The organism is Streptomyces atroolivaceus, from assembly GCF_000717025.1.
Taxonomy (GTDB): Bacteria; Actinomycetota; Actinomycetes; order Streptomycetales; family Streptomycetaceae; genus Streptomyces; species Streptomyces atroolivaceus.
Window position 1 is genome coordinate 1,180,403 of the sequence record NZ_JNXG01000002.1, and the last position, 23,601, is coordinate 1,204,003.

The following is a 23,601-nucleotide window of genomic DNA, read 5'->3' on the forward strand; positions in this document are numbered from 1 at the left end:
GGCACGGCTGCGCGGACCTCCGTTCTGCCCCTGGCATATGCCGGGGAACCGGCCCGGAAGGACTGGTTCCGGGAGAGGGATTCTGACGGAACGGTCACGGAGTGCGTTCTCTCCGGCCATGATGGTGAGCATGGCGGGCCTGGAGGGTGTGGAACAGCCGCGACCGCGCAGCAGCGCGACAGCGGCGCGCTGGACGTCTGCCGTCGAAGACGAACAGGCGTTCAAGGCGCTGGAGTTGTTCGGAAATCCGACGGAGGGGGAAGTCCGGCTGCCCTCCCGCCCGGAGTCCGCCGCCACCGCCCGCCGGATCACCTCGTGCGTGATGCTGCGTCAGTGGCAGCTGCCCCCGCAGACCGCCGAGTACGGTGTGTTACTGGTCTCCGAGCTCGTGGGCAACGCCGTCCGGCACACCGGTGCGAGGGTCTTCGGTCTGCGCATGCTGCGCCGTCGCGGCTGGGTGCGGATCGAGGTGCGTGATCCCTCGCGCGGGCTGCCGTGTCTGATGCCGGTCGGGGAGATGGACGTCAGCGGGCGAGGTCTCTTCCTGGTCGACAAGCTCTCCGACCGGTGGGGCGTAGACCTCCTGCCCCGCGGCAAGACCACCTGGTTCGAGATGCGCACCGGGGACCGCTGACACGCAGAAGCCCCCGGTCGGCCTGGGTGAGGCGCGGCGGGGGCTTCTGAGGGGGCCGTGGCATGGGGGGTGTGTCCACGGCCGCACGTGGGACCTGGCTCGGGTCGGAGGAGGTCGTGCCTCCGACTATGGCAGACGGGCGACCCCGGAGACAAAGCCGCTTAACGGGCAATTCGGCATGGATCATTATATTAGGGTGGTGAATCGCAGGTGTGATGGGTCACGCGCCTGGCATTCTTCGACCTTTTATCGACTTCGCTCGGTAATTCATTGATCACCTCCTGGAGTGATCAAGTTCGGACACTCACGGATTCCCGTGCGATTCGTCCTAGTCTGTCTCGCGTCTCGGGAGGACGGCACCCGAACCGACCCGCGAGGTGGACGGCCATGGACAGTCGCTGGACACCGGTGTCCCGCCGCAGCGCCCTGCGAGCGGCGACCGGAGCGCTCCTCGCGGGCACCTCCGCCGTGGGCTGCGCGCCCGGCGGGACCCCGCGGCCCCCGGCCCCGGGGGCGCGGAGCGGTGACGGCGCCCCGAGCGCCCATGGCGCGGTGCGGCCGGCGGCCGTCCCACGCCGCTTCCCAGGGCGGCCGGTCCAGATCGAGCACGGTCCCCGCGACCGCCCCCGCGTCGCCCTCACCTTCCACGGCCAGGGTGATCCCGTCCTGGCTCACGCCGCCCTCGCCGAAGCCGAGAGGGCCGGCGCCCGCCTCACCGTCCTGGCCGTGGGCACCTGGCTCGACCGGCACCCCGGCATGGCCCGCCGGATCCTGGACGGCGGCCACGAGCTCGGCAACCACACCCGGGCCCACCTCGACGTGAACGCGATGGACGAGGCGCGGGCGTACGAGGAGATCACCGGCTGCGCCCGGAGCCTGTACCGGCTCACCGGTTCGATCGGTACCTGGTTCAGGCCCTCTCGTGCCCGGTACGCCACCCCGCTCGTCCAGGGACTCGCGCGGCGGGCCGGATATCCGCACGTCCTCTCCTACGACGTCGAATCCCTCGACTTCACCTCGCCGGGGGTCGCGGCCGTGACGCGCAAGGTCGCCGGCGAACTCCGCAACGGTTCGGTGGTGAGCCTGCACTTCGGCTACCGGGACACCGTCGCCGCGCTGCCCCTCCTCCTCGCCGAGATGGGACGGCGTCAACTGCGCGCGGTGACCGCGACGGAGTTGCTGACCTGATGTCCGCCTCGGCCGCCGGAGCCGCCGACATGGGCGCCGGATAATCTGACCTCCGTCAACGACGCTTAACGAAGGGGCGGAACAGTGGCGGACATCGAGTCGGCACGCAAGGCATTCGAGCGCTTCGACCAGAACAGCGACGGCAGCATAACGGCCGCGGAGTACAAGAGCGCGATGGCGCAGCTCGGTGACCCCTATGTCACCGAGACGGTCGCCCAGGCCGTCATCAACGCCCACGACGGCAACGGCGACGGCGAGCTCACCTTCGACGAGTTCTGGGCCTCGCAGAACAAGGCCTGACCCGCACGGGTCCGGCGGACGGCGGTCCGGCCCTTCGACTCCGCGGAGGGTCTCGGACCCACCGCCGTCGCCGTGCCCCGGGAGGGCCGGGCGCTCAGCTCTCCGGGCCGGACGGATAGACGGCCTCGAAGGAGGCCCGGAACAGGGCCTGGACCTCCTCGCCGCCGAGGCCCTCGTCGCGTGCCTGGTGCAGCCACTCGCTCAGCGCCGTGCGCAGTGGCCACTCGGGGCCCGAGCCCGGCTCGGTGAGGGTGCGGGTGATGAACGTCCCCGCCCCCTGGCGCACTTCCGCGAGCCCGGCACGCTCCAGCTCCCGGTAGGCCTTGAGCGTCGTGTTCGGGTTGACCTTGGTGGTGGCGGCGACCTGCGCGGCGGTGGGCAGCCGGTCACCCTCCTCCAGCGCGCCCATGCGCAGCGCCTGTTCGACCTGCCGGACGATCTGGAGGTACGTCGCCACCCCGCTGCGCCGGTCGATGCGGAACACGACCACGGACATCACCTTCCGCTCGATCATTGACACTTTACGTAGACGACGGCGGCGGTCCTACAGGGGGCGCCGGGAGGCCCACCACAGGGAGAACGCGGTCAGCGCGACGGCGCCGGCCAGCAGGATGCCGGCACCGGTCCACTGCATGGCGGCCATCTGGCCGTGATCCAGGTACTCGAAGACGTTGTTGACGATGCCCTTCTCCTCGATGCAGGCGTTCGTGGCCTTCTCGGTCGCCTCGGCGCACGAACCCCACCCGTGGAGCTGCCCGTCGGCGCTGCCGACCCAGCGGTCCACTTCGTACGCGTCGGCGAGGTGCGCGGGGAAGTCGGCGTTCAGCGGATACGTGACCGTGCGCGGCGTTCCCAGGTGGTCCCGGAACATGCCCCAGGCCGCCTGCGCGGCCACGCAGAACACGAAGGTGACCACCATCGAGGCGAGGACCCGGCGCACCAGGACGCCGATCGTGATGCCGGCCGCGGTGAGGAACAGGGCCAGTGCGGGGAGCACGGGGCCCGTGGTGTCGAAGACCGACGTGTCCATCCATATGTCGGGAAGGACCGAACGGTAGGGCCGCCACCACCAGGTGAAGACCGCGGAGAGCACCGAGCAGGCCACCAGGGTGATCAGCAGGCACCAGCCGAGCTTCGCGACGAGCCAGCGGCGGCGCGTCACGGACTGCGTGGTGACGAGCTGCGCGGTGCCCTGCTCCTGGTCGGCGGCGATCAGCGGGGCCCCGAGGAAAACGGCGAGGATCCCGGGCAGCAGGCCCAGCAGGGAGGTGAGATTGCGGTAGCCCTCGCCCACGACGGGCTGCGGCACCGTCTTCCCCGGCCAGCCCGCCGCGGCGAGCAGGTCGATCAGCTGGCCGCGCTGGTACACGATCCAGAGGGAACCGAGCACCACCAGGGCGGCGATGCAGCCCAGCGCGGTCCGGTGCTGGCGCAGGACCAGCCAGGTCAGCCCGCGCAGCACCCTGGGACGGGCGGTGCGCGCGGCGGGTGCGCCGGTCGGCGTGGTGCTCATGCGGTCATGCTCCCGTGGGTCTCGATCTGCGCGCCTGGCGTGTACAGCGCGGGTGCGTCCGGCGAGCGCAGATGCGCGAGCAGCACTTCCTCCAGGCTGGGCTCGGACAGCTGCCAGTCGCCGGACAGCGGACCGTCGAGCCGCACCATGGCCTGGAACTGCCGTCCCTGCACGCGCTTCTCGATGACCGTGTGGCGGGCGAGAGCGGGGGGCAGGTCCCCGTCCCTGGTCAGCCCGGTCACCAGGGCGTGAGCGGGGACCAGCGCGTCGGCGTCGCCCGCCATCCGGATCCGCCCGTCGGCGACGACCAGTAAGTAGTCACACATGTCCTCCAGTTCGGCCAGGATGTGTGAGGACATCAGCACCGTGGTGCCGTGCTCGACGGCCTCGGCCATCAGCAGGGTGCTCATCTCGTCGCGGGCCAGCGGGTCGAGATCCGCCATCGGTTCGTCGAGGAGCAGCAGGTCCGGGCGCTTGCCGAAGGCCAGCGCGAGGGCGACCCGGGTGCGCTGCCCGCCGGAGAGGGTCCCGACCGCGGCGTCCATCGGCACTCTGCCCGAACGTACGATCCGCTCCGCCGCCGCCGCGTCCCAGCCCGGGTTGAGCTCGCTGCCCATCCGCAGGGTCTCCGCCACGGTGAACCGCTTGAACATCGGCTTGCTCTGTCCGAGGAAGGCGAAGCGCGGCATCACCTCGGGGTCGCCCACCGGCTTCCCGAACACACGCAGATCGCCCTCCGTCGGCTTGATCTGACGGGACGCCAGTCCCAGCAGGGTGCTCTTCCCGGCGCCGTTGGGCCCGACCAGGCCGCAGATCCGTCCGGCCGGCAGCCGGAAGGAGCAGTCGCGCAGCGCCCAGCCACGCCGGTAGCGCTTCCCCAGCCCGTAGGCCTCCAGCGCCCATGTGCCCGGGCTGCCGCCCGGATTGCTCGTCTCGGCCACGCGCCTCGCCTCAATTCCATTAGTCAACTAATGGAATCATGGTCATTCCCGGCTGGGACTGTCAAGCGCGGGCTCCCGGGCCCCGAGTGCACCCCCTGTCTTCTCCGGTCCCGGCATGTTCTGCCCGACTGCGGGTAATCGAGGGCCTGTTCGGTCGGATGTGTGAGTGAGGGGTGGGGAACATGAGGCTTCTGCGGTTCAGAATCCGCCGCGTTCTGCGCGGGATGACGGCCTTCAGCGTGGTGGTGGGGGCGGTCGGCGCCTGCGTGATGTGGGCGGCACCGACGGTGCAGGCGGCGGCCGGCCAGCCGGTTCCGGTCACCGCCTACACGCAGCGCAGTGAGCCGGGTGACTGGGTGGGTCAGGGAGCCACGTCGGCGTACCGTGCCCCGGCCGCGGACATCCGGGTGGAAGGCGACGCGACGTACGCGACCATGGTCGTCGAGACGCCCGACGTCTCCTGGCGCGTCGAGATGCAGGCACCCGCCGGGGACACGCTCACGCCCGGTGTCTTCCGGAACGCCGAAAGGGCGCCGGGCCCGTCGGGACGTGCCCCGGGACTCGCCGTCAGCGGTGACGGACGAGCCTGCAACATCGTCCACGGGCAGTACACCATCAACCAGATCGACACCGACCGAACCGGCGCCATCACGCTGCTGGACGCCTCGTACGTCCAGCGGTGCGAGGACCCGGATGCCCCTGCGCTGCGCGGCACGGTGAAGTACCGCGCTCTCCCGCTGTCGTTCTCCTACGCCAGTGAGCCCGGGGAGTACGTGGGGCAGGGCCGCAGCCAGACGTTCACCGGCGGCACCGCCGTGTTCCACCTCGACGGCACTCCCGACGGGATCATCGACTACCGGGTGAGCGGTCTGCGGCAGAACTGGGGTGCCCTCGTCGCCGCTCCCGCTGGGGAGTCGCTGGAGCCGGGCCGCACGTACCAGGCGGACCGTATGGGCGAGGACGGTGCGGCGACCCTCGATGTGAGCGGTCTCGGCGGGTGCAACCACAGCAACGGCGAGTTCACCGTGCAGAAGCTCGCCACCGACGGCTCCGGACAGATCACGGGGCTCGCGCTCACCTTCGTGCAGCACTGCGAAGGCGCTGAGCCGGCGCTGCGGGGAACCATCCACCACTACGCCTGACCCGCCGGACTCGCACCGGCCCCGCGGCCATGTCGTGCGTACGCGGGGCCGGCCGTCCCGCCGGTGAACGGGGGCGTGCGGGCGACCGCGGGCCGGCCCGTGTGCACGGGTGGCACGGGGGCGCCGCGGAAAGGGGGGTCACGGCCACACGGGCCGGGCTCCCTCTTCTCTCAGCACTCGATGATGTTCACCGCGAGCCCGCCGCGCGCCGTCTCCTTGTACTTCACGCTCATGTCCGCCCCGGTTTCCTTCATCGTCTTGATGACCTTGTCCAGGGAGACCTTGTGGCTGCCGTCGCCGCGCAGTGCCATCCTGGCCGCCGTGACGGCCTTGACCGCCGCCATGCCGTTGCGCTCGATGCACGGGATCTGGACCAGACCGCCGACCGGGTCACAGGTCAGGCCCAGGTTGTGCTCCATGCCGATCTCGGCGGCGTTCTCCACCTGCTCGGGAGAGCCTCCGAGGACCTCGGCGAGGGCGCCCGCGGCCATGGAGCAGGCGGAGCCGACCTCGCCCTGGCAGCCGACCTCGGCGCCGGAGATGGAGGCGTTCTCCTTGAAGAGCATGCCGATGGCGCCGGCGGCCAGCAGGAAGCGGACCACGCTGTCGTTCTTCTCGGCCTCGGTGCAGCCGCCCGCGGCGAAGTTCATCCAGTAGTGCAGGACGGCGGGGATGATGCCCGCCGCGCCGTTGGTGGGGGCGGTGACGACTCGGCCCCCGGCGGCGTTCTCCTCGTTGACGGCCATCGCGTAGAGGGTGATCCACTCCATCGCGAGCGTCTGGGGGTCGCCCTCCGCGCGCAGCTGCCTGGCCGAGTTGGCGGCCCGGCGGCGTACCTTCAGCCCGCCGGGCAGGATGCCCTCCCGGGACATGCCGCGTGCGATGCAGGCCTGCATGACACGCCAGATCTCCAGCAGACCGGCCCGGATCTCGTCCTCGGTCCGCCATGCCTTCTCGTTCTCCAGCATGAGCGAGGAGATCGACAGCCCGGTCTCCCGGGCGAGCCTCAGCAGCTCGTCGCCGGTGCGGAAGGGGTGCTTGAGGACGGTGTCGTCCGGGACGATCGGATTCTCGCCGGCCACCGCGTCCTCGTCGACGACGAAGCCGCCGCCCACCGAGTAGTACGTCTTCTCCAGGAGCGGGGCGCCGTCCCTGTCGTACGCGAGGACCGTCATCCCGTTGGCGTGGTACGGGAGAGCCTTGCGCCGGTGCAGGACCAGCTGCTCGTCGGCGTCGAAGGGGATGTCGTGCATGCCGAGCAGATTGATGCGCCCCGAGGCCCGGATCTCCTCGACGCGGGCGTCGGCGCCCTCGACGTCGACCGTGCGGGGCGACTCGCCCTCCAGGCCCAGCAGGACGGCCTTGGGGGTGCCGTGTCCGTGGCCGGTCGCGCCGAGCGAGCCGTACAGCTCGGCCCGTATCGAGGCGGTGTGGGCCAGCAGGCCCTCGTTCTTGAGGCGGCGGGCGAACATGCGGGCCGCGCGCATCGGGCCGACCGTGTGGGAGCTGGACGGGCCGATGCCGACCGAGAAGAGGTCGAAGACCGAGAGGGCCACGGGAGTACTCCTAAGGCGTTGGTGGACGTCGTTGTCCGCCGGGTGGTGCGGGGACGGGCCGGTGGGCCCGGGAGCGCGGGGCAAAGGGGTGGGGGCACCGGGCTCACTGTGTTCAGTGTGCGCGGTGCCCCCACCCTGCGTGCAAATTGCGGGTGACTACTTGACGCCGGGGTACAGCGGGAACTTCTCGGCCAGCGCGATCACGCGGGCCTTGAGGTCGTCCGCGTCGTACGTGGGCTTCAGCGCGGCCGCGATGATCTCGGCGACCTCGGTGAAGTCCTCGGCCTGGAAGCCACGGGTGGCCAGCGCCGGCGTACCGATGCGCAGACCCGAGGTGACCATCGGGGGCCGCGGGTCGTTCGGGATGGCGTTCCGGTTGACGGTGATGCCCAGCTCGTGGAGCCGGTCCTCGGCCTGCTGGCCGTCCAGCTCGGAGTTGCGCAGGTCGACCAGGACCAGGTGGACGTCCGTGCCGCCGGAGAGGACGGACACGCCCACCTCGGTGACGTCCGGCTGCACCAGACGCTCGGCGAGGATGCGGGCACCGTCCAGGGTGCGCTGCTGGCGCTCCTTGAACTCCTCGGTCGCCGCGACCTTGAAGGAGACGGCCTTGGCCGCGATCACGTGCTCCAGCGGGCCACCCTGCTGACCGGGGAAGACCGCCGAGTTGATCTTCTTGGCGAGTTCCTGCGTCGACAGGATCACGCCACCGCGCGGACCGCCGAGGGTCTTGTGCGTGGTGGTCGTGACGACGTGGGCGTGCGGCACCGGGTTGGGGTGCAGGCCCGCGGCGACCAGGCCCGCGAAGTGCGCCATGTCGACCATCAGGTACGCGCCGACCTCGTCCGCGATGCGGCGGAAGGCGGCGAAGTCCAGCTGGCGGGGGTAGGCGGACCAGCCGGCCACGATGAGCTTCGGCTTCGACTCCTTGGCCAGGCGCTCGACCTCGGCCATGTCCACGACACCGGTGTCGTCGACGTGGTACGGGACCACGTTGTAGAGCTTGCCGGAGAAGTTGATCTTCATGCCGTGGGTCAGGTGACCGCCGTGGGCAAGGTTCAGACCCATGATCGTGTCGCCCGGCTTCAGCAGCGCGAACATCGCGGCGGCGTTCGCCTGGGCACCCGAGTGCGGCTGGACGTTCGCGGCCTCGGCGCCGAACAGCGCCTTGATGCGGTCGATCGCGATCTGCTCGACCACGTCGACGTGCTCACAGCCACCGTAGTAGCGGCGGCCGGGGTAGCCCTCGGCGTACTTGTTGGTGAGGACGGAGCCCTGCGCCTCCATGACCGCGACCGGAGCGAAGTTCTCCGAGGCGATCATCTCGAGGGTGGACTGCTGGCGGTGGAGCTCGGCGTCGACGGCGGCGGCGACGTCCGGGTCCAGCTCGTGGAGGGAGGAGTTGAGAAGCGACATCAGTGGGTCCCTAAGGTCTCAGTTGCCGGAGAACGCGGTGTACTCGTCGGCGGAGAGAAGGTCGTTCGGCTCCTCCGCGACGCGCACCTTGAACAGCCAGCCGCCCTCGAAGGGGGCGGAGTTCACCAGCGACGGGTCGTCCACGACGTCCTGGTTGGCCGCGGTCACCTCGCCGGTCACCGGCGAGTACAGGTCGCTGACCGACTTGGTCGACTCCAGCTCACCGCAGGTCTCGCCCGCGGTCACCGTGTCACCGACCTCCGGGAGCTGGGCGTAGACGACGTCACCGAGCGCGTTGGCCGCGTACTCGGTGATACCGACCGTGGCCACGCCGTCCTCGAGGGCCGACAGCCACTCGTGCTCCTTGCTGTACCGCAGCTGCTGGGGGTTGCTCATGACCTGAATTCTCCTGTACGCGGGGGAGTGCTGATGAACGGTGGTCTTACGGTGTGAGACACGAATGCGTCACGTGCGCGGAGCGCGGTGTCACTTACGGCGCTTGTAGAAGGGCAGCGCCACGACCTCGTACGGCTCGTGCGTGCCCCGGATGTCGACCCCGACGCCCTCGGTGCCGGGCGCGGCGTGCGCCGCGTCCACGTAGGCCATGGCGACCGGCTTGCCCAGGGTGGGGGACGGCGCACCCGAGGTGACCTCCCCGACGACCTCGCCGCCGACGACGACGGGGTAACCGGCGCGCGGCACCCGGCGGCCCTCGGCGACCAGGCCGACGAGCTTGCGCGGCGGTGCGGTCTCCGCCCTCTCGGCCGCGGCCGACAGCGCCTCGCGGCCGACGAAGTCGCCTTCCTTCTCGAACTTCACGACCCTCCCGAGGCCCGCGTCGAAGGGCGTCAGCGCGGTGGTCAGCTCGTGCCCGTACAGCGGCATGCCCGCCTCCAGGCGGAGCGTGTCGCGGCAGGAGAGCCCGCAGGGGATCAGGCCGTACGGCGCGCCGGCCTCGGTGAGGGCCTTCCACAGCCGCTCGGCGTGGGCGGGGGCCACGAAGAGCTCGAAGCCGTCCTCGCCGGTGTAGCCCGTACGGGCGATGAGCGCGGGGACACCGGCGACCGTTCCGGGGAGTCCGGCGTAGTACTTCAGCCCGTCCAGGTCGGCGTCCGTGACCGACTTCAGTACGGCCGGGGAGTCGGGTCCCTGGACGGCCAGCAGCGCGTACGCGTCGCGGTCGTCCCGCACCTCGGTGTCGAAGTTCCCGGCGCGCTCGGTGAGGGTGTCCAGGACGAGCTGGGCGTTGCCCGCGTTGGCGACGACCAGGTACTCCGTCTCGCCCAGGCGGTAGACGATCAGGTCGTCCAGGATCCCGCCGTCCTCCGCGACGATCATCGTGTAACGGGCCCGGCCCACGCCCACCGTGGCGATGTTGCCGACCAGTGCGTGGTTCAGGAAGGCCGCCGCCTGCGGGCCGGTGACGGTGATCTCACCCATGTGCGACAGGTCGAACAGGCCGGCCCGGGTGCGTACGGCGTTGTGCTCGTCGCGCTCGCTGGCGTACCGCAGCGGCATGTCCCAGCCGGCGAAGTCGGTCATGGTCGCGCCCAGCGACCGGTGCAGGGCGTCGAGGGCGGTGCGACGGGGGGCGGCGCTCGGGGCAGTGCTCATGGACATGGCTCCAGGGCATGACGACAGGGGGTGGTTCCCTCCCCATCTGTCATCGGAACCTGAGAGGTTCGCCGAAAGCCCCTGAAAGGGTCCTGACGGGTGGCCCCGTCAGGGTCGGCTTGCACCTTGGGTGGGGCCGCGCAGCGGCCCGCTTTTCAGATCTGCCTCATCCACGCGGTACGGGGCCTGAGAGATTCAAGGGAGGAACTTGCTCCTTCGGCGCCCGGCGCACACGGTGACCGGGACTCTCCCGCGCGGATTCAAACGGCCGGTATGCAGTTGGCGGGGTCATCATCGCACGCATTGAGGGAGAGTGGGGCGTCCCGGTCCTGACCGGTACCGGTCCCGACACGTACGGGTGGAAGCGGTTGTGCCGCATTACCTTTTCTTTACACTTCTTGAGCAGGTCAGTGGGTGACTCGGCAGGGGGAAGGCGATGACGTTGCAGCGCTACGCGACTACCGCGGGGGCGGCACGCGGTGCGATGCCCCAGCAGTCGGGCGTGCCCGCCCGGGAGCTGACGGGCGGGCATGCTCCGATGGTGCGTGATCTGCGGGGCGGGGGCGGTCGCGGGCCGGACGGCCTGGACTTCGCGGCGGGTGATGTGGTGGTGGTCTCGGGGCTGCCGGGCAGCGGGAAGTCGACGCTGATCCGGCGGGCGGTCCACGAGCACGCGATCGACTCCCAGGACACGAGGGACCGCTGGGCGGCCGCTCTGCCCGGATTACTCCCGTACGCCCTCTACCGCCCTCTGGTGCGCGCCGCGCACTACGCCGGGCTGTGGAGGGCCCTGCGGTCGGGCGGGTCCGTCGTCGTCCACGACTGCGGCACGCAGGCCTGGGTGCGGCGCTGGCTCGCACGTGAGGCCCGGCGCCGGGGCAGCGCCCTGCACCTCGTCCTGCTCGACGTCACCCCCCAGGTCGCCAGGCAGGGGCAGCGGGAGCGGGGTCGCGGGGTGTCCGGATACGCGTTCGCCCGGCACCGCCGCGCGGTGGGCCGGCTGCTGCGCGACACCGAGAGCGGCCTGCTGCCGCCGGGGTGCGCCTCGGCGGTGCTGCTCGACCGGGAGACGGCGGCGGCGATCGGCCGGATCTCGTTCCCGGAGGCGCGGCCCCCGCAGGAGTAGGCCCCGCGCGGCCTGCTCCGGCAGGAGCCCCGCGCGCGGGTCTCCGGCACGCCGCCGGCCTGGCCCGACGCGTCACCGTTCGCATACGCACAGTTCGCAGGCCTCCCGGGGGCTGTCCGGAATCTGGACGGTGCGGTGGGCCCGGCGCCCGCTGCACTGCGCTCGTGGGGTGTGCCGGTCTAAGGTTTCAGCCGCACAGCATGGCGAGAAAGGGATACAGACACCGTGGACATTCCGGCTCAGGGCCAGGCTCCGTCGCACCCGTCGCAGGGATGGCCGGCCAACGAGCTCGAAGAAGTGCTCAGCGCCTCGCTCGGCGTGCCCGGGGCGGGCGGCAGGCTGGTCGAGGTGCTCGGGCGCAGTCTGGTGTGGGTGCCCCTGCCGAACGGCGGCGGGCCCGACAGCGCCGACCTCGACCTGCCGACGATCGACATCGACGGCGGCGCGTACGTCCCCGTGTTCAGCTCGGAAGCCCAGTTCCTCGAGGTCGTCGGCTCCCGCCTCTCGTTCACCGTCGCGCCCGCACGGGACTTCGCCCGTGGGCTTCCCCCGCAGGTAGGTGTGGCGGTGAACCCGGGCGGTGCCGTCGGAGTGCCCCTGCCTCCGCCCGCGGTCGCCGAGCTCTGCAGGGCCGGCCGCACCCCGCTGGACGGCCCCGCGAGCGGCGGCAGGGTGCGGCTGTACGAGCCGGACTGGAAGGAGGAGCCCGTCGACTTCCTCTCCGCGGTGTCCGCCGAATTCCGGGAGACCGGTGTGGTGAGCACCGCGCGCAGGGTGCTGGCCAGCATCGAGGGTGACAGCCCCGTCCTCTTCGTCGGCGTCGAGTTCGCCGTGTGGGACGCCGTGGCGCAGAGCGTCCCACTGGACGCGCTGGGCCGCGCCCTCGGCCGGGTCCAGGTGCCCTGGCCGGTCAATCTCGTCCTGCTCGACATCGCGCAGGACCCGGTGGGCGACTGGATGCTGGAGAGGGTCCGCCCGTTCTACCGGCGTGAGGGGTACTGAGAGCGGAAGCCCCGGCAGCCACGTGGCGCCGAGCCGGTGTCGGGGGCGGCGCATAAGCTGGTTGGATGACGAGGCCGCCCCGTGTGCCCGGGAGTGGCACCACAGCACCGTGAGCATGCGGGAACAGCGGATCGAAGAGGGGCGGGACCCAGGGTGAGTGCGTCAGGCATGGGGGCGGCCGACGGGGTATCCCCTGCTCATGGGGGTCCCCCCGCTCATGGGGGTCCCCCCGCTCATGGGGGTCCCCCCGCTCGAGCGGAGTCGAGAGTGGGGGAGGATTCGAGAGTGGGGGAGGATTCGAGAGCTTGGGGGACGGTCGAGCACACGCTTCGCCAAGTGACCCCCGGGCGCCTCGACGCGTACGAGGCGCTGTTGCGGTCCCTGGCGGACGGCCAGGTCTGGATGCTGCTCTGGCACGGCACGGCGGGCTCCCCCGACGCCCAGTACGGCAACATGGAGGTCGACGGCGCGGGCTACGCCCCGTGCGTGACCTCGGCCCAGGAGCTCTCGGCCAGTGGCTGGAACAGGGCCCATGAGGTGACCACGGGGCGCGACGTCGCCCGCGCCCTCTTCCCCGACCGCTGGGGCATCTGGCTCAATCCGCACGCCCCCGGCGGCGGCGTGGGCATCCCCTGGCTGGACCTGCGCCGCATCGCCACCGGCCTCGACCGGATGCCCGCGGGGCCGCTGCGGCTCTCCGAACCCGCCGTCGAGATCCCGCAGTTCTACGCCCTGCTGTCGCAGAACGCCCACCGCACCCCCGCCGTCCGCGCACTGCGCCGCGCCTGGGTGCAGCCCGCGCTCGGCGTTCCGTACCTCGCGATCGGGCTCGACCTCTACGACACGGGCCGGCCGTCCGTCGACGCCGTCCGCGCGATGATGCAGCAGTCGATCGGCGTGGTTCCCGACGGGCTGCCCGTCTCCACGGTCTCGCTGTCCGACGAGTACGACCCCGTGGCGATGTGGCTGAACGCCAACTCCCGGCCTTTCTACGACCGCGAGGCGCACGCCCCCGCCCCCGCGGTGCCGGGTTACGGCTACCCGCCGACGACCGGCCCCACCCCGCACGCATACTGAGGGGGCGTCAGCGCGCGCCCTGGGGGAGGGCGGTTGATGGCGATGTCAACGCTGTTGGGTGCCTTGCCCGTTATAGCGGATTAGTGCCCGAGAGGTCCGCTCAGAAAGCACAGCTGTCCGGATAGCGGAAGCCCGTTGGCAGCATCACGTTTATGCAAACATTCCCCGTCAGGTCTGGCGGGTGATCGCAAAGTGGTTGAAGACTCCACACAGCAGGTCCTCCATGCCCGGCGAACCCCTTGTTCAAACATGTGAGTTCGGTAGGGCATGATCACATCTGTCATATTTTGTTAGAGCCGCTACAGCGGCGGTCACAGGCCGGCCACCGTCGGCCGAGAGGGGTCTCCAGCGCAATGACGGCACCGATCGAGACCACCGGGGCGGATGCGCGGCCCGAAACGGTGCTGGAAGGCGCCGGGCGCAAGGAGATCGAGGGCCGTTCGCTCGGCCGCATCGCCTGGACGCGCTTCAAGCGGGACAAGGCCGCGATGGCCGGTGGCATCGTTGTCGTGCTGCTCATCCTCACCGCCGTACTGTCCAAGCCGCTGCAGTCGCTGCTCGGGCTGGACCCCAACGCGTTCAACCAGAGCCTGGTCGACCCGGTCATGCTGGCGCCCAAGGGCGCACTCGGCGGGATCAGCTGGGACCACCCCCTCGGAGTCGAACCGCAGACCGGACGCGACATCCTGGCGCGCATCCTCGAAGGCTCCTGGGTCTCCCTCGTGGTCGCCGTCGGCTCCACGCTGCTCTCCGTGGTCATCGGCGTCGTCATGGGCGTCGTGGCCGGGTTCTACGGCGGCTGGGTCGACAGCTTCATCAGCCGGCTGATGGACACCTTCCTGGCGTTCCCGCTGCTGCTCTTCGCGATCTCCATCTCCGCCTCCCTGCAGGGTGAGGCGTTCGGGATGGAGGGGCTCACCCTCCGGATCGCGGTCCTGATCTTCGTGATCGGCTTCTTCAGCTGGCCCTACATCGGCCGCATCGTCCGTGCGCAGACCCTGTCGCTGCGCGAGCGTGAGTTCGTCGAGGCCGCCAGGTCGCTGGGTGCACGTGGCCCGTTCATCCTCTTCCGCGAGCTGCTGCCGAACCTGATCGCGCCGATCCTCGTGTACGCGACGCTGCTGATCCCCACGAACATCCTCTTCGAGGCCTCCCTGTCGTTCCTCGGCGTCGGTATCGCACCGCCGCAGGCGTCCTGGGGCGGCATGCTCACGCAGGCGGTCGACCTCTACGAGGTGGACCCGATGTTCATGGTCATCCCCGGCATGGCGATCTTCATCACCGTGCTGGCCTTCAATCTGCTGGGGGACGGGCTGCGCGACGCACTCGACCCTCGTGGCAAGTAATCGCGGCAGCGCCGCACCGGACTAGCGAGGGGGCTTTCCTCAGCATGCAGAACAGAAAGACAGCAGCGGCCATAGCCGTGGCCGTAGCGGTGTCGCTCGGCGCGTCGGCCTGCAGCGGCGGTGACTCGGGCAGTGACGCCAACGGCGGTGGGGGCAACGCCAAGGCGGACGCGGCTCTGACGAGCATCGTCAACACGACCGACAAGAAGGGGGGGACGGTCACGTACGAGCACTCCAGTGGCCCGGACTCCCTCGACCCGGGCAACACGTACTACGGCTGGGTGCAGAACTTCTCCCGCCTGTACGCCCGTTCGCTGGTGACCTTCAAGCCGGCCGCCGGCAAGGAGAGCCTGCAGGTCGTCCCCGACCTGGCCACGAGCCTCGGCAAGGCCAGCCCGGACGCCAAGACCTGGACGTACACGATCCGCAAGGGCGTGAAGTTCGAGGACGGCACCGAGATCACCTCGAAGGACGTCAAGTACGCCGTCGAGCGCTCCAACTTCGCGCCGGAGGCCCTGTCCAACGGTCCGACGTACTTCAAGGCCTACCTCGAGGGCGGCGACAAGTACAAGGGTCCGTACAAGGACAAGTCCGCCGGGGGCCTCAAGTCCATCGAGACCCCGGACGACCACACGATCGTCTTCAAGCTGAACAAGCCGTTCGCGGACATGGACTACCTCGCCGCCTTCTCGCAGACCGCTCCGGTCCCGCAGAAGGCCGACACGGGCGCCAGCTACGTCCAGAAGATGGTCTCGTCCGGCCCGTACAAGTTCTCGGCGTACGACGAGAGCAAGGGTGCGACGCTCGTCCGGAACCCGGAGTGGGACCCGAAGACGGACCCGATCCGCAAGGCGCTGCCGGACAAGATCGAGCTGAAGCTCAACGTCAACCCCACCACGGTCGACGACCACCTGCTCAACGACGTGAGCACCGCCGACGTCGCGGGCACGGGTCTGCAGTCCAAGACGCAGCCCAAGGTCCTGGTCAAGGGCTCGGAGAAGGCGAAGACGGACAACCCGTACGCCGGCGCCCTGCAGTACATGGCGCTGAACGTCAACGTGAAGCCGTTCGACAACGTCGAGTGCCGCAAGGCCGTTCAGTACGCGGTCGACAAGCAGAGCCTGATCGACTCGATCGGTGGCTCGGTCAAGGGTGACCCGGCCAGCACGGTCATCCCGCCGACCGTCGCCGGTTACAAGAAGTTCGACCTGTACCCGTCCGCGGGCAGCAAGGGCGACGTCGCCAAGGCGAAGGAGCACCTGACCAAGTGCGGTCAGCCCAAGGGCTTCAAGACCACGCTGACGGCGCGCTCCGACCGTCCTGACGAGATCACCGCCGCCACGCAGCTCCAGGGCAGCCTGAAGGCGATCGGCATCACCGCCGAGATCAAGCAGTTCCCGTCGGACAAGTACTTCACGGACTTCGCGGGTGTCCCCGCGTGGGTCCACAAGAACAACGCCGGCATGATGATGATGCAGTGGGGTGCCGACTGGCCGACCGGCTTCGGTTTCCTCGACCAGATCGTGAACGGATCGGCCATCAAGCCGTCCGGTGGCACGAACCTGATGGAGCTCAACGACAAGGTGGTCAACGACCTCCTCGTCAAGGGCATCGGCACGGTGGACACCACGGCGCGTAACGCCGCGTGGGGCGAGGTCGACCAGAAGGTCATGGAGAACGCCTCCCTCGTTCCCCTCGTCTACCGCAAGAACCTGCTCTACCGCCCGGACTCCGCGGCGAACGTCACGGTCACCGACGCGTACCTCGGCATGTACGACTACGTGCTCATGACCTCGACCAAGTAACACCTGTTCATCAACAGCATCCCTTGAAAGGCAGGTGAAGGCGCCGGGCCGGCGGGCGTACCCCGTCCGTCCGCCCGGCGCCGCACGGCTGTGGCTGCGTACATCATCCGACGCGTATTCGCCGCGGTGTTGCTGCTGCTGGTGGTCAGCGCAGTCACGTTCGCGATCTTCTTCCTGGTGCCCCGCCTCGGCGGGCAGACCCTCGACTCGATGGCCGCCCAGTACGTCGGGAAGAGTCCCGACCCCGACGTCATCGCGGCGGTCAAGAAGAACCTGGGGCTCGACCAGCCCCTTTACATGCAGTACTGGAACTTCGTCAAGGGCATCGTCGTAGGCGCCGAGTACCAGTTCGGCCCCGACCCGGTCACCTGCAACGCCCCGTGCTTCGGGTACTCCTTCAAGACCCACACCGAGATCTGGCCGCAGCTCGTCGACCGCGTCCCGGTCACGCTGTCGCTGGCCGTCGGTGCCGCTGTCATCTGGGTCGTCTCCGGTGTCGCGATCGGCGTCCTCTCCGCGCTCAAGCGGGGCTCGTTCTTCGACCGCCTCTCCATGGGCGTCGCCCTCGCCGGTGTGTCGCTGCCGATGTTCTTCACCGGCCTCGTCGTGCTGGCGCTGTTCGGCAACGGTGAGTACGTCCCGTTCGCGGACGATCCGATCGCCTGGGCGGGCAGTCTGGTCCTGCCCTGGTGCACTCTCGCCCTGCTCTACTCCGCGCTCTACGCCCGGCTCACCCGGGCCGGGATGCTGGAGACGATGGGCGAGGACTACATCAGAACCGCGCGGGCCAAGGGCCTCAAGGAACGCAAGGTGGTCGTCAAGCACGGTCTGCGCTCGGCGCTCACCCCGCTCGTCACCATCTTCGGCATGGACTTCGCGCTGCTGCTCGGCGGTGCGGTCATCACCGAACGCGTCTTCTCCTTCCAGGGGCTGGGTGCCTTCGCCATCCAGGGCGTCACCACCGCCGACCTGCCCAAGGTGATGGGCGTGACCCTGGTCGCCGCCTTCTTCATCGTCATCTGCAACCTGCTGGTGGACCTCGTGTACGCCGCGATCGACCCCCGGGTGAGGCTCTCATGAGCGACGCAATCAAGAAGGACTCCCCGGCGGCGGACACCGTTCCGGCACCGCGGTCCGGCGACGGCAAGGAATTCCTGTCCGTCCGCAACCTCAGCGTCCACTTCGACACCGACGACGGTCTGGTCAAGTCCGTCGACGGCGTCAGCTTCGACCTGAAGGCCGGTCAGACCCTCGGCATCGTCGGCGAGTCCGGCTCCGGCAAGTCCGTGACCTCGCTGGGGATCATGGGCCTGCACACCTCGGAGCGCGCCCGGATCGGCGGTGAGATCTGGCTCGACGGCGAGGAGCTGATCGGCGCCGGCCCCGAGCGCGTACGAGCCCTGCGCGGCCAGAAGATGGCCATGATCTTCCAGGACCCGCTGTCCGCCCTGCACCCGTACTACAGCATCGGCGCGCAGATCGTGGAGGCCCACCGGGTCCACAACAAGGTCGACAAGAAGACCGCCAAGAAGCGCGCCATCGAGATGCTGGACCGCGTCGGGATCCCCGAGCCGCACCGTCGGTACGAGGACTACCCGCACCAGTTCTCCGGCGGCATGCGCCAGCGCGCGATGATCGCGATGGCCCTGGTCAACAACCCCCAGCTGCTCATCGCCGACGAGCCGACGACCGCCCTCGACGTCACCGTCCAGGCGCAGATCCTCGACCTCATCCGCGACCTGCAGAAGGAGTTCGGCTCCGCGGTCGTCATGATCACCCACGACCTCGGTGTCGTCGCCGAGATCGCGGACAACCTGCTCGTGATGTACGCGGGACGCTGCATCGAGCGCGGCAGCGCCGAGAAGGTGTTCTACGAGCCCCAGCACCCCTACACCTGGGGCCTGCTCGGCTCGATGCCGCGCATCGACCGGGAGCAGACCGAGCGGCTCATCCCCGTCAAGGGCTCGCCGCCCAGCCTCATCAACGTCCCGTCGGGCTGCGCCTTCCACCCCCGCTGTCCGTACGCCGACGTCCCGCCGGACAACATCACCCGCACCGAGCGCCCGGAGCTGCAGCAGGTCAGCGACGGGCACTACTCCGCGTGCCACATGTCGCGTGAGCAGCGCGACCGGATCTGGACCGAAGAGATTGCGCCGAAGCTGTGACTGATCTGAACAAGAAGACTCCCGCGCCCGCCGCGGCCGGGTCGGACGGGTCCGGTTCCGAGCCGCTCCTCAAGGTCGACGGCCTGGTCAAGCACTTCCCGATCACCAAGGGCGTGCTGAAGCGCAAGGTCGGTGCGGTCCAGGCCGTGGACGGGCTCACCTTCGACGTGCGTCCCGGGGAGACCCTGGGCGTCGTCGGGGAGTCGGGCTGCGGCAAGTCGACCATGGGCCGGCTGGTGACCCGGCTCCTGGAGCCGACCGGCGGCAAGGTCGAGTTCCAGGGCCGCGACATCACGCACATGTCCGCGGGGCGGCTGCGGCCGATGCGGCGCGACATCCAGATGATCTTCCAGGACCCGTACGGCTCGCTGAACCCGCGCCACACGGTCGGCGGGATCGTCGGAACCCCGTTCCGGCTCCAGGGCGTCAAGCCCGAGGGCGGAGTGAAGGCGGAGGTCCAGCGGCTGCTGGAGCTGGTGGGGCTCAACCCCGAGCACTACAACCGCTACCCGCACGAGTTCTCGGGCGGCCAGCGCCAGCGCATCGGTATCGCGCGTGCGCTGGCGCTCAAGCCGAAGCTGGTCGTCGCGGACGAGCCGGTCTCGGCGCTGGACGTGTCGATCCAGGCTCAGGTGGTGAACCTGCTGGACGACCTCCAGGAGGAGCTCGGGCTCACCTACATGATCATCGCGCACGACCTGTCGGTCATCCGCCATGTGTCGGACCGGATCGCGGTCATGTACCTCGGCAAGATCGTCGAGCTGGCGGACCGTAAGTCGCTGTACGAGGCGCCGATGCACCCGTACACGAACGCGCTGATGTCCGCGGTGCCGGTGCCGGACCCGCGCCGTCGCGGTGCCAAGAGCGAGCGCATCCTGCTCAAGGGCGACGTGCCGTCGCCGATCTCGCCGCCGAGCGGCTGCCGCTTCCACACCCGGTGCTGGAAGGCGACGCAGATCTGCAAGACCACCGAGCCGCCGCTGCTCCAGCTGAAGACCGGGCACCAGGTGGCGTGCCACCACCCGGAGAACGGCGAGGACCAGGCGCCGGGGGACGCGCCGCTCGTGGCGGACGTCATCACCGTGAAGTCGGCGGGCACCGCGGAGCCGGCCTCCGCGTCGGAGGCGGGGAAGGCTTCCGAGCCCGCTGCCGCGTCGGAGGCGGGGAAGGCTTCCGAGCCCGCTGCCGCGTCGGAGGGGCCGGAGAAGTCTTCCGGGCCCGCCCCCGACAGCGACGGCAAGGGCGCGTCCGCACCGTCCACGGGTGCGGAGGACAAGGCGAAGGAGTAGTACCGGCACAATTGCCCGGTGCTCAACGAACTCTTCACCCCCTCCGTCCAGCATGCGCTCGACATCGTCGGAATCTTCGTCTTCGCGATCTCGGGCGCCCTGCTCGCCGTACGCAAGAACTTCGATGTCTTCGGCATCGCGGTCCTCGCCGAGGTGACAGCGCTGGGCGGGGGGATCTTCCGTGATGTGATGATCGGCGCGCTCCCGCCGGCGGCGTTCACGGATCTCGGCTACTTCGTGACCCCGCTGATCGCCGCAGGCCTGGTCTTCTTCCTGCATCCGCACGTGGAGCGGATCCAGGTCGGCGTCAACGTCTTCGACGCGGCGGGGCTGGGACTCTTCTGCGTGTCCGGCACGATCAAGGCGTACGAATACGGCCTCGGGCTCACCTCGTCCGCCGCGCTCGGGCTGGCCACCGCGGTCGGCGGCGGTGTGCTGCGCGACGTCCTGGCGAACGAGGTGCCCTCGCTGCTGCGCTGGGACCGCGACCTGTACGCCGTGCCCGCGATCGTCGGTGCGGTCATGGTGGTCCTCTGCATCCGTTTCGAGGCACTCAACGCCTACACGAGCGGCGCCGCCGCGATCACCGCGTTCGTCCTGCGGCTGTTCGCCATGCGCTTCCACTGGCGGGCCCCGCGCGCGTACAACAGGCGCTCGGCCACGGCGGAGGAGGCCCCGGCCGTCATGTGACAGCAACCATGTGGCGGCAAAAGCTACCGCTCAGTAATACGATCGGTGTACGGTGCATGCCATGGCACAGGCAGCAGCGCAGGAGTCGCGCGCAGTACAGGCGACCATCGGTGACAGTGAGTTCGACCGCGACACCGCCGTCACACTCCGGGAGGAGGGTGTCTACGACGCGGAACTCTCCGCGGGCTGGACGATCATCCACGCGGTCAACGGCGGTTACCTGCTGGCCATGCTCGGCCGTGCCCTCGGCGAGGCGCTCCCGCACTCCGACCCCTTCTCGGTCTCCGCGCACTACCTCACGGCGTCCGTCCCGGGACCCGCGGTGATCCGCACCCAGGTCGTACGCGCCGGCCGCACCCTCTCCACCGGCGAGGCCTCGCTCTTCCAGTTCGCGGAGGACGGCACGGAGATCGAACGCATCCGGGTGCTGGCCACCTACGGTGATCTCGACGGCCTTACGGACGAGATCCGTACGTCGGCCCGGCCGCCGGTCATGCCGCCCCTGGAGCAGTGCCTCGGGGCGAGCGACGGCACGGCGCCGATCCCCGGCAGCTCCGCCATCACCGAACGGCTCGACATCAAGCTCGACCCGGCGACGGTCGGATGGGCCGTCGGCGCACCGTCGGGCAAGGGCGAGATGCGGGGCTGGTTCGGGCTCGCCGACGGCCGTGACGCCGACCCGCTCTCCCTGCTGCTCACCGTGGACGCGCTGCCCCCGACCTCCTTCGAGCTGGGGCTGAAGGGCTGGACGCCCACCATCGAACTCACCACCCACATCCGCTGCCGCCCCGCCCCGGGGCCGCTGCGGGTCTCCATCACCACCCGCAACCTCGCGGGCGGATTCCTCGAGGAGGACGCGGAGGTCTGGGACAGCGCCGACCGCCTCGTGGCCCAGTCCCGCCAGCTGGCCCGAGCCCCTCGCGGCTGAAACCCGTCCTGACGGCGTGGTGAAGTCAGGCCCGCCGCTCTCCGCCCTGCCGCTCCTCGGGGCCCGCGGCCTGGTTCCGGCCGGTGATCCGGCCGGGCGCCTCGAAGCCTCCGTACGCGCCGTCCGCGGCCGCGGTCACGGAGCTGTACGCAGAAAACGGATGAGGGCCGCGGTGAGCTCGGCGGGCGCGTCCTCCTGGACGAGATGCCCGGCCCCCTCGATCAGCCGCAGCTCGGCGCCGGGGATCAGTCCGGCGAGCTCATGGCCGCGGGCGACCGGGATCCAGGTGTCCTCCGTACCCCAGCACACCAGGACGGGCAGCTCCAGCTCCCCGTAGCGGTGCTGGATCTCGTCGGTGAACCGCTGGTCGTTCTGGCTGATCTGCCGGTAGAAGGCGGGCTGCCCGGCCTCCGTGCACCAGGGGGCGACGAGCCTGTCCAGCACCGCGGGACGCAGCCCCTGGTGGCTGGCCGAGCCGACGTACTCGGTCACCAGCGCCCGGTGCAGGTCCGGCGGCAGCTCGCCGAACACGTCGGCCCGGCCGCCCAGCAGCCGGTAGGCCCGCGAGCCCCAGGGGGCCAGCGCCACCGGGTCGACGAGTGCCAGGCGCCGGTAGCGGGCGTCGTGCAGGAGATGGGCGCGCAGGGCTACGCAGCCCCCGAAGTCATGGGCCGCCACGGCCGGTTCGTCCAGGCCCCAGTGTTCGAGGAGCTCGGTGAGCACCCACGCCTGGGCGCGCAGCGTCACGTCCTGGCCGGTGTGCTGCGCGGAGGCGCCGTAGCCCGGCAGGTCCCACACGTACACGCGGTGGTCCTGCGCCAGGCCCCGGGCGACGCCGCGCCATACGTACGAGGAGAAGGGCGTGCCGTGCACCAGGACGACGGGCGGGGCCTGCTCGGGGCCGAGCACCGCCCAGCGCACCTCGCCCGAGGAACTGGTGAAGGTCCGGTCAAGGGTCCAGTCGCTCATGACGCCGACCCTACGGCCTGTCCAGCCAGTGGGCCCGGCCCAGCGTGACCAGGCGCAACCGGCGCCGCGCCACCCGGACGACCTCCTGTTCGCCCTCCGGACCGGCTTCCAGCAGCGCCGAGGCGGTGAGCACCATGTGGTCGACGTAGAGGCCTCCGAGCATCAGGAGGTCCTCCCTGTCCCAGCCCGCCGACTCGGGCTCCGCACCGAGCACTTGGGCGACCTCCAGGGCGAAGCCGCGCAACTGCGCCGCGATGGCCGCGCGGACCTGCCCGACGCCGCCGTGCTGCTCCCGGGCGATGAAGCGGAAGTGGGCGGGCTGCTCCGTGACGTGACGGGTTATCAGGTCGACGCTGCGGTCGAGCCGCTCCTCGCTGTCCCCCGTGTCGGCGAGGATCGCGCCGATCATGCCGTGCAGGCTCCCCAGGGTCTCCTCGACGAGGGCGACGCCCAGGGCCGCCGTGCCGTCGAAGTGGCGGTAGAAGGCCGTCGGGGTCACACCCACGGCCCGCGTCACCTCCCGCAGGCCCAGACTGCTCAGGCTCTGGTGCTCCAGCAGCTCAAGGGCGGCGTCGAGCAGTGCCTGGCGGGTCTTCAGCTTCTGGGCCTGGCGGATGCCGGTGGTGTGACTCATGCCATTCAGTAAACAACCGTTCTCCGAGTCCAGGAAGGGGTACAAGGTCCTAGACTCGAAGTCAGTGAACAGTCGTACTCTCAAAGCTCGCAGAAAGGCCGGACATGTTCGTCCTCGTCGCCGCCCTGCTCCTGCTGGGGGTCGTCCTCGGAGCGGTCGCGCATCTCCCGCTCCCCGTGGCCCTGACCGCCGCGGCCGTGATCGGTCTCTGGCTGGCGGTCTTCGGAGTCCGTGAACGCCTCGCCCGCCGTACCCGCTGACGAAGG

Annotated in this window: 24 protein-coding genes and 1 riboswitch; of the genes, 15 read left to right on the top strand and 9 right to left on the bottom strand. The window is 70.1% G+C overall.

The annotated features are described in order from the left end of the window. Positions 1 to 118: 118 nt before the first annotated feature. The 3 genes from OO67_RS08625 (at position 119) to OO67_RS08635 (ending at position 2,122) form a co-directional block, all read left to right on the top strand. Entirely contained in the window at positions 119 to 634 is a 516-nt protein-coding gene (locus OO67_RS08625) for an ATP-binding protein (RefSeq protein ID WP_033298478.1), read from the top strand. Between the two features lie 387 nt (positions 635 to 1,021). Then, positions 1,022 to 1,822, top strand: a complete 801-nt coding sequence (locus OO67_RS08630; protein WP_033298479.1) for a polysaccharide deacetylase family protein — start codon at positions 1,022 to 1,024, stop codon at positions 1,820 to 1,822. A gap of 84 nt (positions 1,823 to 1,906) precedes the next feature. Then, positions 1,907 to 2,122 carry an EF-hand domain-containing protein gene (locus OO67_RS08635; RefSeq protein ID WP_033298481.1) on the top strand — a complete coding sequence of 72 codons (216 nt, stop codon included), beginning with the start codon at positions 1,907 to 1,909 and terminating at the stop codon, positions 2,120 to 2,122. Between the two features lie 94 nt (positions 2,123 to 2,216). On the opposite strand, the gene OO67_RS08640 is transcribed toward OO67_RS08635, so the two are convergent. Genes OO67_RS08640 through OO67_RS08650 form a run of 3 tightly spaced genes read right to left on the bottom strand, consistent with a single transcriptional unit; the run spans position 2,217 to position 4,576 of the window. Beyond that, positions 2,217 to 2,636 carry a GntR family transcriptional regulator gene (locus OO67_RS08640; RefSeq protein WP_244300068.1) on the bottom strand — a complete coding sequence of 140 codons (420 nt, stop codon included), beginning with the start codon at positions 2,634 to 2,636 and terminating at the stop codon, positions 2,217 to 2,219. Between the two features lie 30 nt (positions 2,637 to 2,666). Continuing rightward, positions 2,667 to 3,635, bottom strand: coding sequence for an ABC transporter permease (locus tag OO67_RS08645; protein ID WP_033298482.1), 969 nt, complete (start codon positions 3,633 to 3,635; stop codon positions 2,667 to 2,669). Continuing rightward, a complete protein-coding gene (locus OO67_RS08650) occupies positions 3,632 to 4,576 on the bottom strand; it encodes an ABC transporter ATP-binding protein (RefSeq protein ID WP_033298484.1) in 945 nt (314 codons plus the stop codon). Before OO67_RS08650 ends, OO67_RS08645 begins: the two co-directional genes overlap by 4 nt. A gap of 224 nt (positions 4,577 to 4,800) precedes the next feature. On the opposite strand from OO67_RS08650, the gene OO67_RS08655 reads away from it, so the two are divergent. After that, on the top strand, positions 4,801 to 5,718 hold the full coding sequence (locus OO67_RS08655) for a hypothetical protein (protein WP_157841656.1): 918 nt from the start codon (positions 4,801 to 4,803) through the stop codon (positions 5,716 to 5,718). A 170-nt stretch (positions 5,719 to 5,888) separates the two neighbouring features. Here the strand turns inward: OO67_RS08655 and OO67_RS08660 are convergent, their stop codons facing one another. From OO67_RS08660 to gcvT, 4 genes are all read right to left on the bottom strand, one after another. Then, positions 5,889 to 7,274, bottom strand: coding sequence for an L-serine ammonia-lyase (locus OO67_RS08660; RefSeq protein WP_033298487.1), 1,386 nt, complete (start codon positions 7,272 to 7,274; stop codon positions 5,889 to 5,891). 156 nt (positions 7,275 to 7,430) lie between these two features. Then, positions 7,431 to 8,690 (bottom strand): serine hydroxymethyltransferase, encoded by a 1,260-nt coding sequence (gene glyA, locus OO67_RS08665; RefSeq protein ID WP_033298488.1) that lies wholly within the window; start codon positions 8,688 to 8,690, stop codon positions 7,431 to 7,433. An 18-nt stretch (positions 8,691 to 8,708) separates the two neighbouring features. Next, positions 8,709 to 9,086, bottom strand: coding sequence for a glycine cleavage system protein GcvH (gene gcvH / locus OO67_RS08670; protein WP_033298489.1), 378 nt, complete (start codon positions 9,084 to 9,086; stop codon positions 8,709 to 8,711). Between the two features lie 90 nt (positions 9,087 to 9,176). Next, positions 9,177 to 10,304, bottom strand: coding sequence for a glycine cleavage system aminomethyltransferase GcvT (gene gcvT, locus OO67_RS08675; RefSeq protein ID WP_033298817.1), 1,128 nt, complete (start codon positions 10,302 to 10,304; stop codon positions 9,177 to 9,179). Between the two features lie 165 nt (positions 10,305 to 10,469). Then, positions 10,470 to 10,567: riboswitch (glycine riboswitch) on the bottom strand. Positions 10,568 to 10,740: 173 nt separating this feature from the next. On the opposite strand from gcvT, the gene OO67_RS08680 reads away from it, so the two are divergent. From OO67_RS08680 to OO67_RS08725, 10 genes are all read left to right on the top strand, one after another. Further along, on the top strand, positions 10,741 to 11,430 hold the full coding sequence (locus tag OO67_RS08680) for an AAA family ATPase (RefSeq protein WP_033298490.1): 690 nt from the start codon (positions 10,741 to 10,743) through the stop codon (positions 11,428 to 11,430). A gap of 225 nt (positions 11,431 to 11,655) precedes the next feature. After that, positions 11,656 to 12,432, top strand: a complete 777-nt coding sequence (locus tag OO67_RS08685) for an enhanced serine sensitivity protein SseB (RefSeq protein WP_033298492.1) — start codon at positions 11,656 to 11,658, stop codon at positions 12,430 to 12,432. A gap of 168 nt (positions 12,433 to 12,600) precedes the next feature. Next, the gene (locus OO67_RS08690; protein WP_244300098.1) at positions 12,601 to 13,509 is read left to right on the top strand and encodes an enhanced serine sensitivity protein SseB C-terminal domain-containing protein; all 909 of its coding nucleotides are present in this window, start codon (positions 12,601 to 12,603) and stop codon (positions 13,507 to 13,509) included. A gap of 353 nt (positions 13,510 to 13,862) precedes the next feature. After that, complete coding sequence (locus tag OO67_RS08695) at positions 13,863 to 14,855, top strand: ABC transporter permease (protein ID WP_033298496.1); 993 nt, start codon at positions 13,863 to 13,865, stop codon at positions 14,853 to 14,855. 44 nt (positions 14,856 to 14,899) lie between these two features. Further along, entirely contained in the window at positions 14,900 to 16,660 is a 1,761-nt protein-coding gene (locus tag OO67_RS08700) for an ABC transporter substrate-binding protein (protein WP_033298498.1), read from the top strand. Positions 16,661 to 16,750: 90 nt separating this feature from the next. After that, entirely contained in the window at positions 16,751 to 17,740 is a 990-nt protein-coding gene (locus tag OO67_RS08705; protein WP_033298499.1) for an ABC transporter permease, read from the top strand. Continuing rightward, positions 17,737 to 18,825: an ABC transporter ATP-binding protein gene (locus OO67_RS08710; RefSeq protein WP_033298500.1), complete on the top strand. Its 1,089-nt coding sequence runs from the start codon at positions 17,737 to 17,739 to the stop codon at positions 18,823 to 18,825. Before OO67_RS08705 ends, OO67_RS08710 begins: the two co-directional genes overlap by 4 nt. Then, positions 18,822 to 20,114: an ABC transporter ATP-binding protein gene (locus tag OO67_RS08715; RefSeq protein ID WP_033298501.1), complete on the top strand. Its 1,293-nt coding sequence runs from the start codon at positions 18,822 to 18,824 to the stop codon at positions 20,112 to 20,114. Before OO67_RS08710 ends, OO67_RS08715 begins: the two co-directional genes overlap by 4 nt. Positions 20,115 to 20,132: 18 nt before the next feature. After that, on the top strand, positions 20,133 to 20,804 hold the full coding sequence (locus tag OO67_RS08720; protein WP_033298502.1) for a trimeric intracellular cation channel family protein: 672 nt from the start codon (positions 20,133 to 20,135) through the stop codon (positions 20,802 to 20,804). Positions 20,805 to 20,865: 61 nt separating this feature from the next. Then, entirely contained in the window at positions 20,866 to 21,732 is an 867-nt protein-coding gene (locus tag OO67_RS08725; protein WP_033298503.1) for a thioesterase family protein, read from the top strand. A gap of 135 nt (positions 21,733 to 21,867) precedes the next feature. Here the strand turns inward: OO67_RS08725 and OO67_RS08730 are convergent, their stop codons facing one another. Together OO67_RS08730 and OO67_RS08735 are read right to left on the bottom strand one after the other, a co-directional pair. Then, positions 21,868 to 22,701 (bottom strand): alpha/beta fold hydrolase, encoded by an 834-nt coding sequence (locus tag OO67_RS08730; protein WP_033298504.1) that lies wholly within the window; start codon positions 22,699 to 22,701, stop codon positions 21,868 to 21,870. Between the two features lie 10 nt (positions 22,702 to 22,711). Beyond that, complete coding sequence (locus OO67_RS08735; RefSeq protein ID WP_033298508.1) at positions 22,712 to 23,335, bottom strand: TetR family transcriptional regulator; 624 nt, start codon at positions 23,333 to 23,335, stop codon at positions 22,712 to 22,714. Positions 23,336 to 23,439: 104 nt separating this feature from the next. Here OO67_RS08735 and OO67_RS38930 point away from each other — a divergent pair, with 104 nt between their 5' ends. Continuing rightward, on the top strand, positions 23,440 to 23,595 hold the full coding sequence (locus OO67_RS38930; protein WP_033298509.1) for a hypothetical protein: 156 nt from the start codon (positions 23,440 to 23,442) through the stop codon (positions 23,593 to 23,595). Positions 23,596 to 23,601: the final 6 nt, after the last annotated feature.

What these genes read in the sequence shown, in the direction of transcription:
- OO67_RS08625 (WP_033298478.1), top strand. Translation starts at nt 119, where the DNA reads ATGATGGTGAGCATGGCGGGCCTGGAGGGTGTGGAACAGCCGCGACCG.
- OO67_RS08630 (WP_033298479.1), top strand. Translation starts at nt 1,022, where the DNA reads ATGGACAGTCGCTGGACACCGGTGTCCCGCCGCAGCGCCCTGCGAGCG.
- OO67_RS08640 (WP_244300068.1), bottom strand. Translation starts at nt 2,636, where the DNA reads ATGATCGAGCGGAAGGTGATGTCCGTGGTCGTGTTCCGCATCGACCGG.
- OO67_RS08645 (WP_033298482.1), bottom strand. Translation starts at nt 3,635, where the DNA reads ATGAGCACCACGCCGACCGGCGCACCCGCCGCGCGCACCGCCCGTCCC.
- OO67_RS08655 (WP_157841656.1), top strand. Translation starts at nt 4,801, where the DNA reads ATGACGGCCTTCAGCGTGGTGGTGGGGGCGGTCGGCGCCTGCGTGATG.
- glyA (WP_033298488.1), bottom strand. Translation starts at nt 8,690, where the DNA reads ATGTCGCTTCTCAACTCCTCCCTCCACGAGCTGGACCCGGACGTCGCC.
- gcvH (WP_033298489.1), bottom strand. Translation starts at nt 9,086, where the DNA reads ATGAGCAACCCCCAGCAGCTGCGGTACAGCAAGGAGCACGAGTGGCTG.
- gcvT (WP_033298817.1), bottom strand. Translation starts at nt 10,304, where the DNA reads ATGAGCACTGCCCCGAGCGCCGCCCCCCGTCGCACCGCCCTCGACGCC.
- OO67_RS08680 (WP_033298490.1), top strand. Translation starts at nt 10,741, where the DNA reads ATGACGTTGCAGCGCTACGCGACTACCGCGGGGGCGGCACGCGGTGCG.
- OO67_RS08690 (WP_244300098.1), top strand. Translation starts at nt 12,601, where the DNA reads ATGGGGGCGGCCGACGGGGTATCCCCTGCTCATGGGGGTCCCCCCGCT.
- OO67_RS08695 (WP_033298496.1), top strand. Translation starts at nt 13,863, where the DNA reads ATGACGGCACCGATCGAGACCACCGGGGCGGATGCGCGGCCCGAAACG.
- OO67_RS08700 (WP_033298498.1), top strand. Translation starts at nt 14,900, where the DNA reads ATGCAGAACAGAAAGACAGCAGCGGCCATAGCCGTGGCCGTAGCGGTG.
- OO67_RS08710 (WP_033298500.1), top strand. Translation starts at nt 17,737, where the DNA reads ATGAGCGACGCAATCAAGAAGGACTCCCCGGCGGCGGACACCGTTCCG.
- OO67_RS08725 (WP_033298503.1), top strand. Translation starts at nt 20,866, where the DNA reads ATGGCACAGGCAGCAGCGCAGGAGTCGCGCGCAGTACAGGCGACCATC.
- OO67_RS08730 (WP_033298504.1), bottom strand. Translation starts at nt 22,701, where the DNA reads ATGAGCGACTGGACCCTTGACCGGACCTTCACCAGTTCCTCGGGCGAG.
- OO67_RS08735 (WP_033298508.1), bottom strand. Translation starts at nt 23,335, where the DNA reads ATGAGTCACACCACCGGCATCCGCCAGGCCCAGAAGCTGAAGACCCGC.
- OO67_RS38930 (WP_033298509.1), top strand. Translation starts at nt 23,440, where the DNA reads ATGTTCGTCCTCGTCGCCGCCCTGCTCCTGCTGGGGGTCGTCCTCGGA.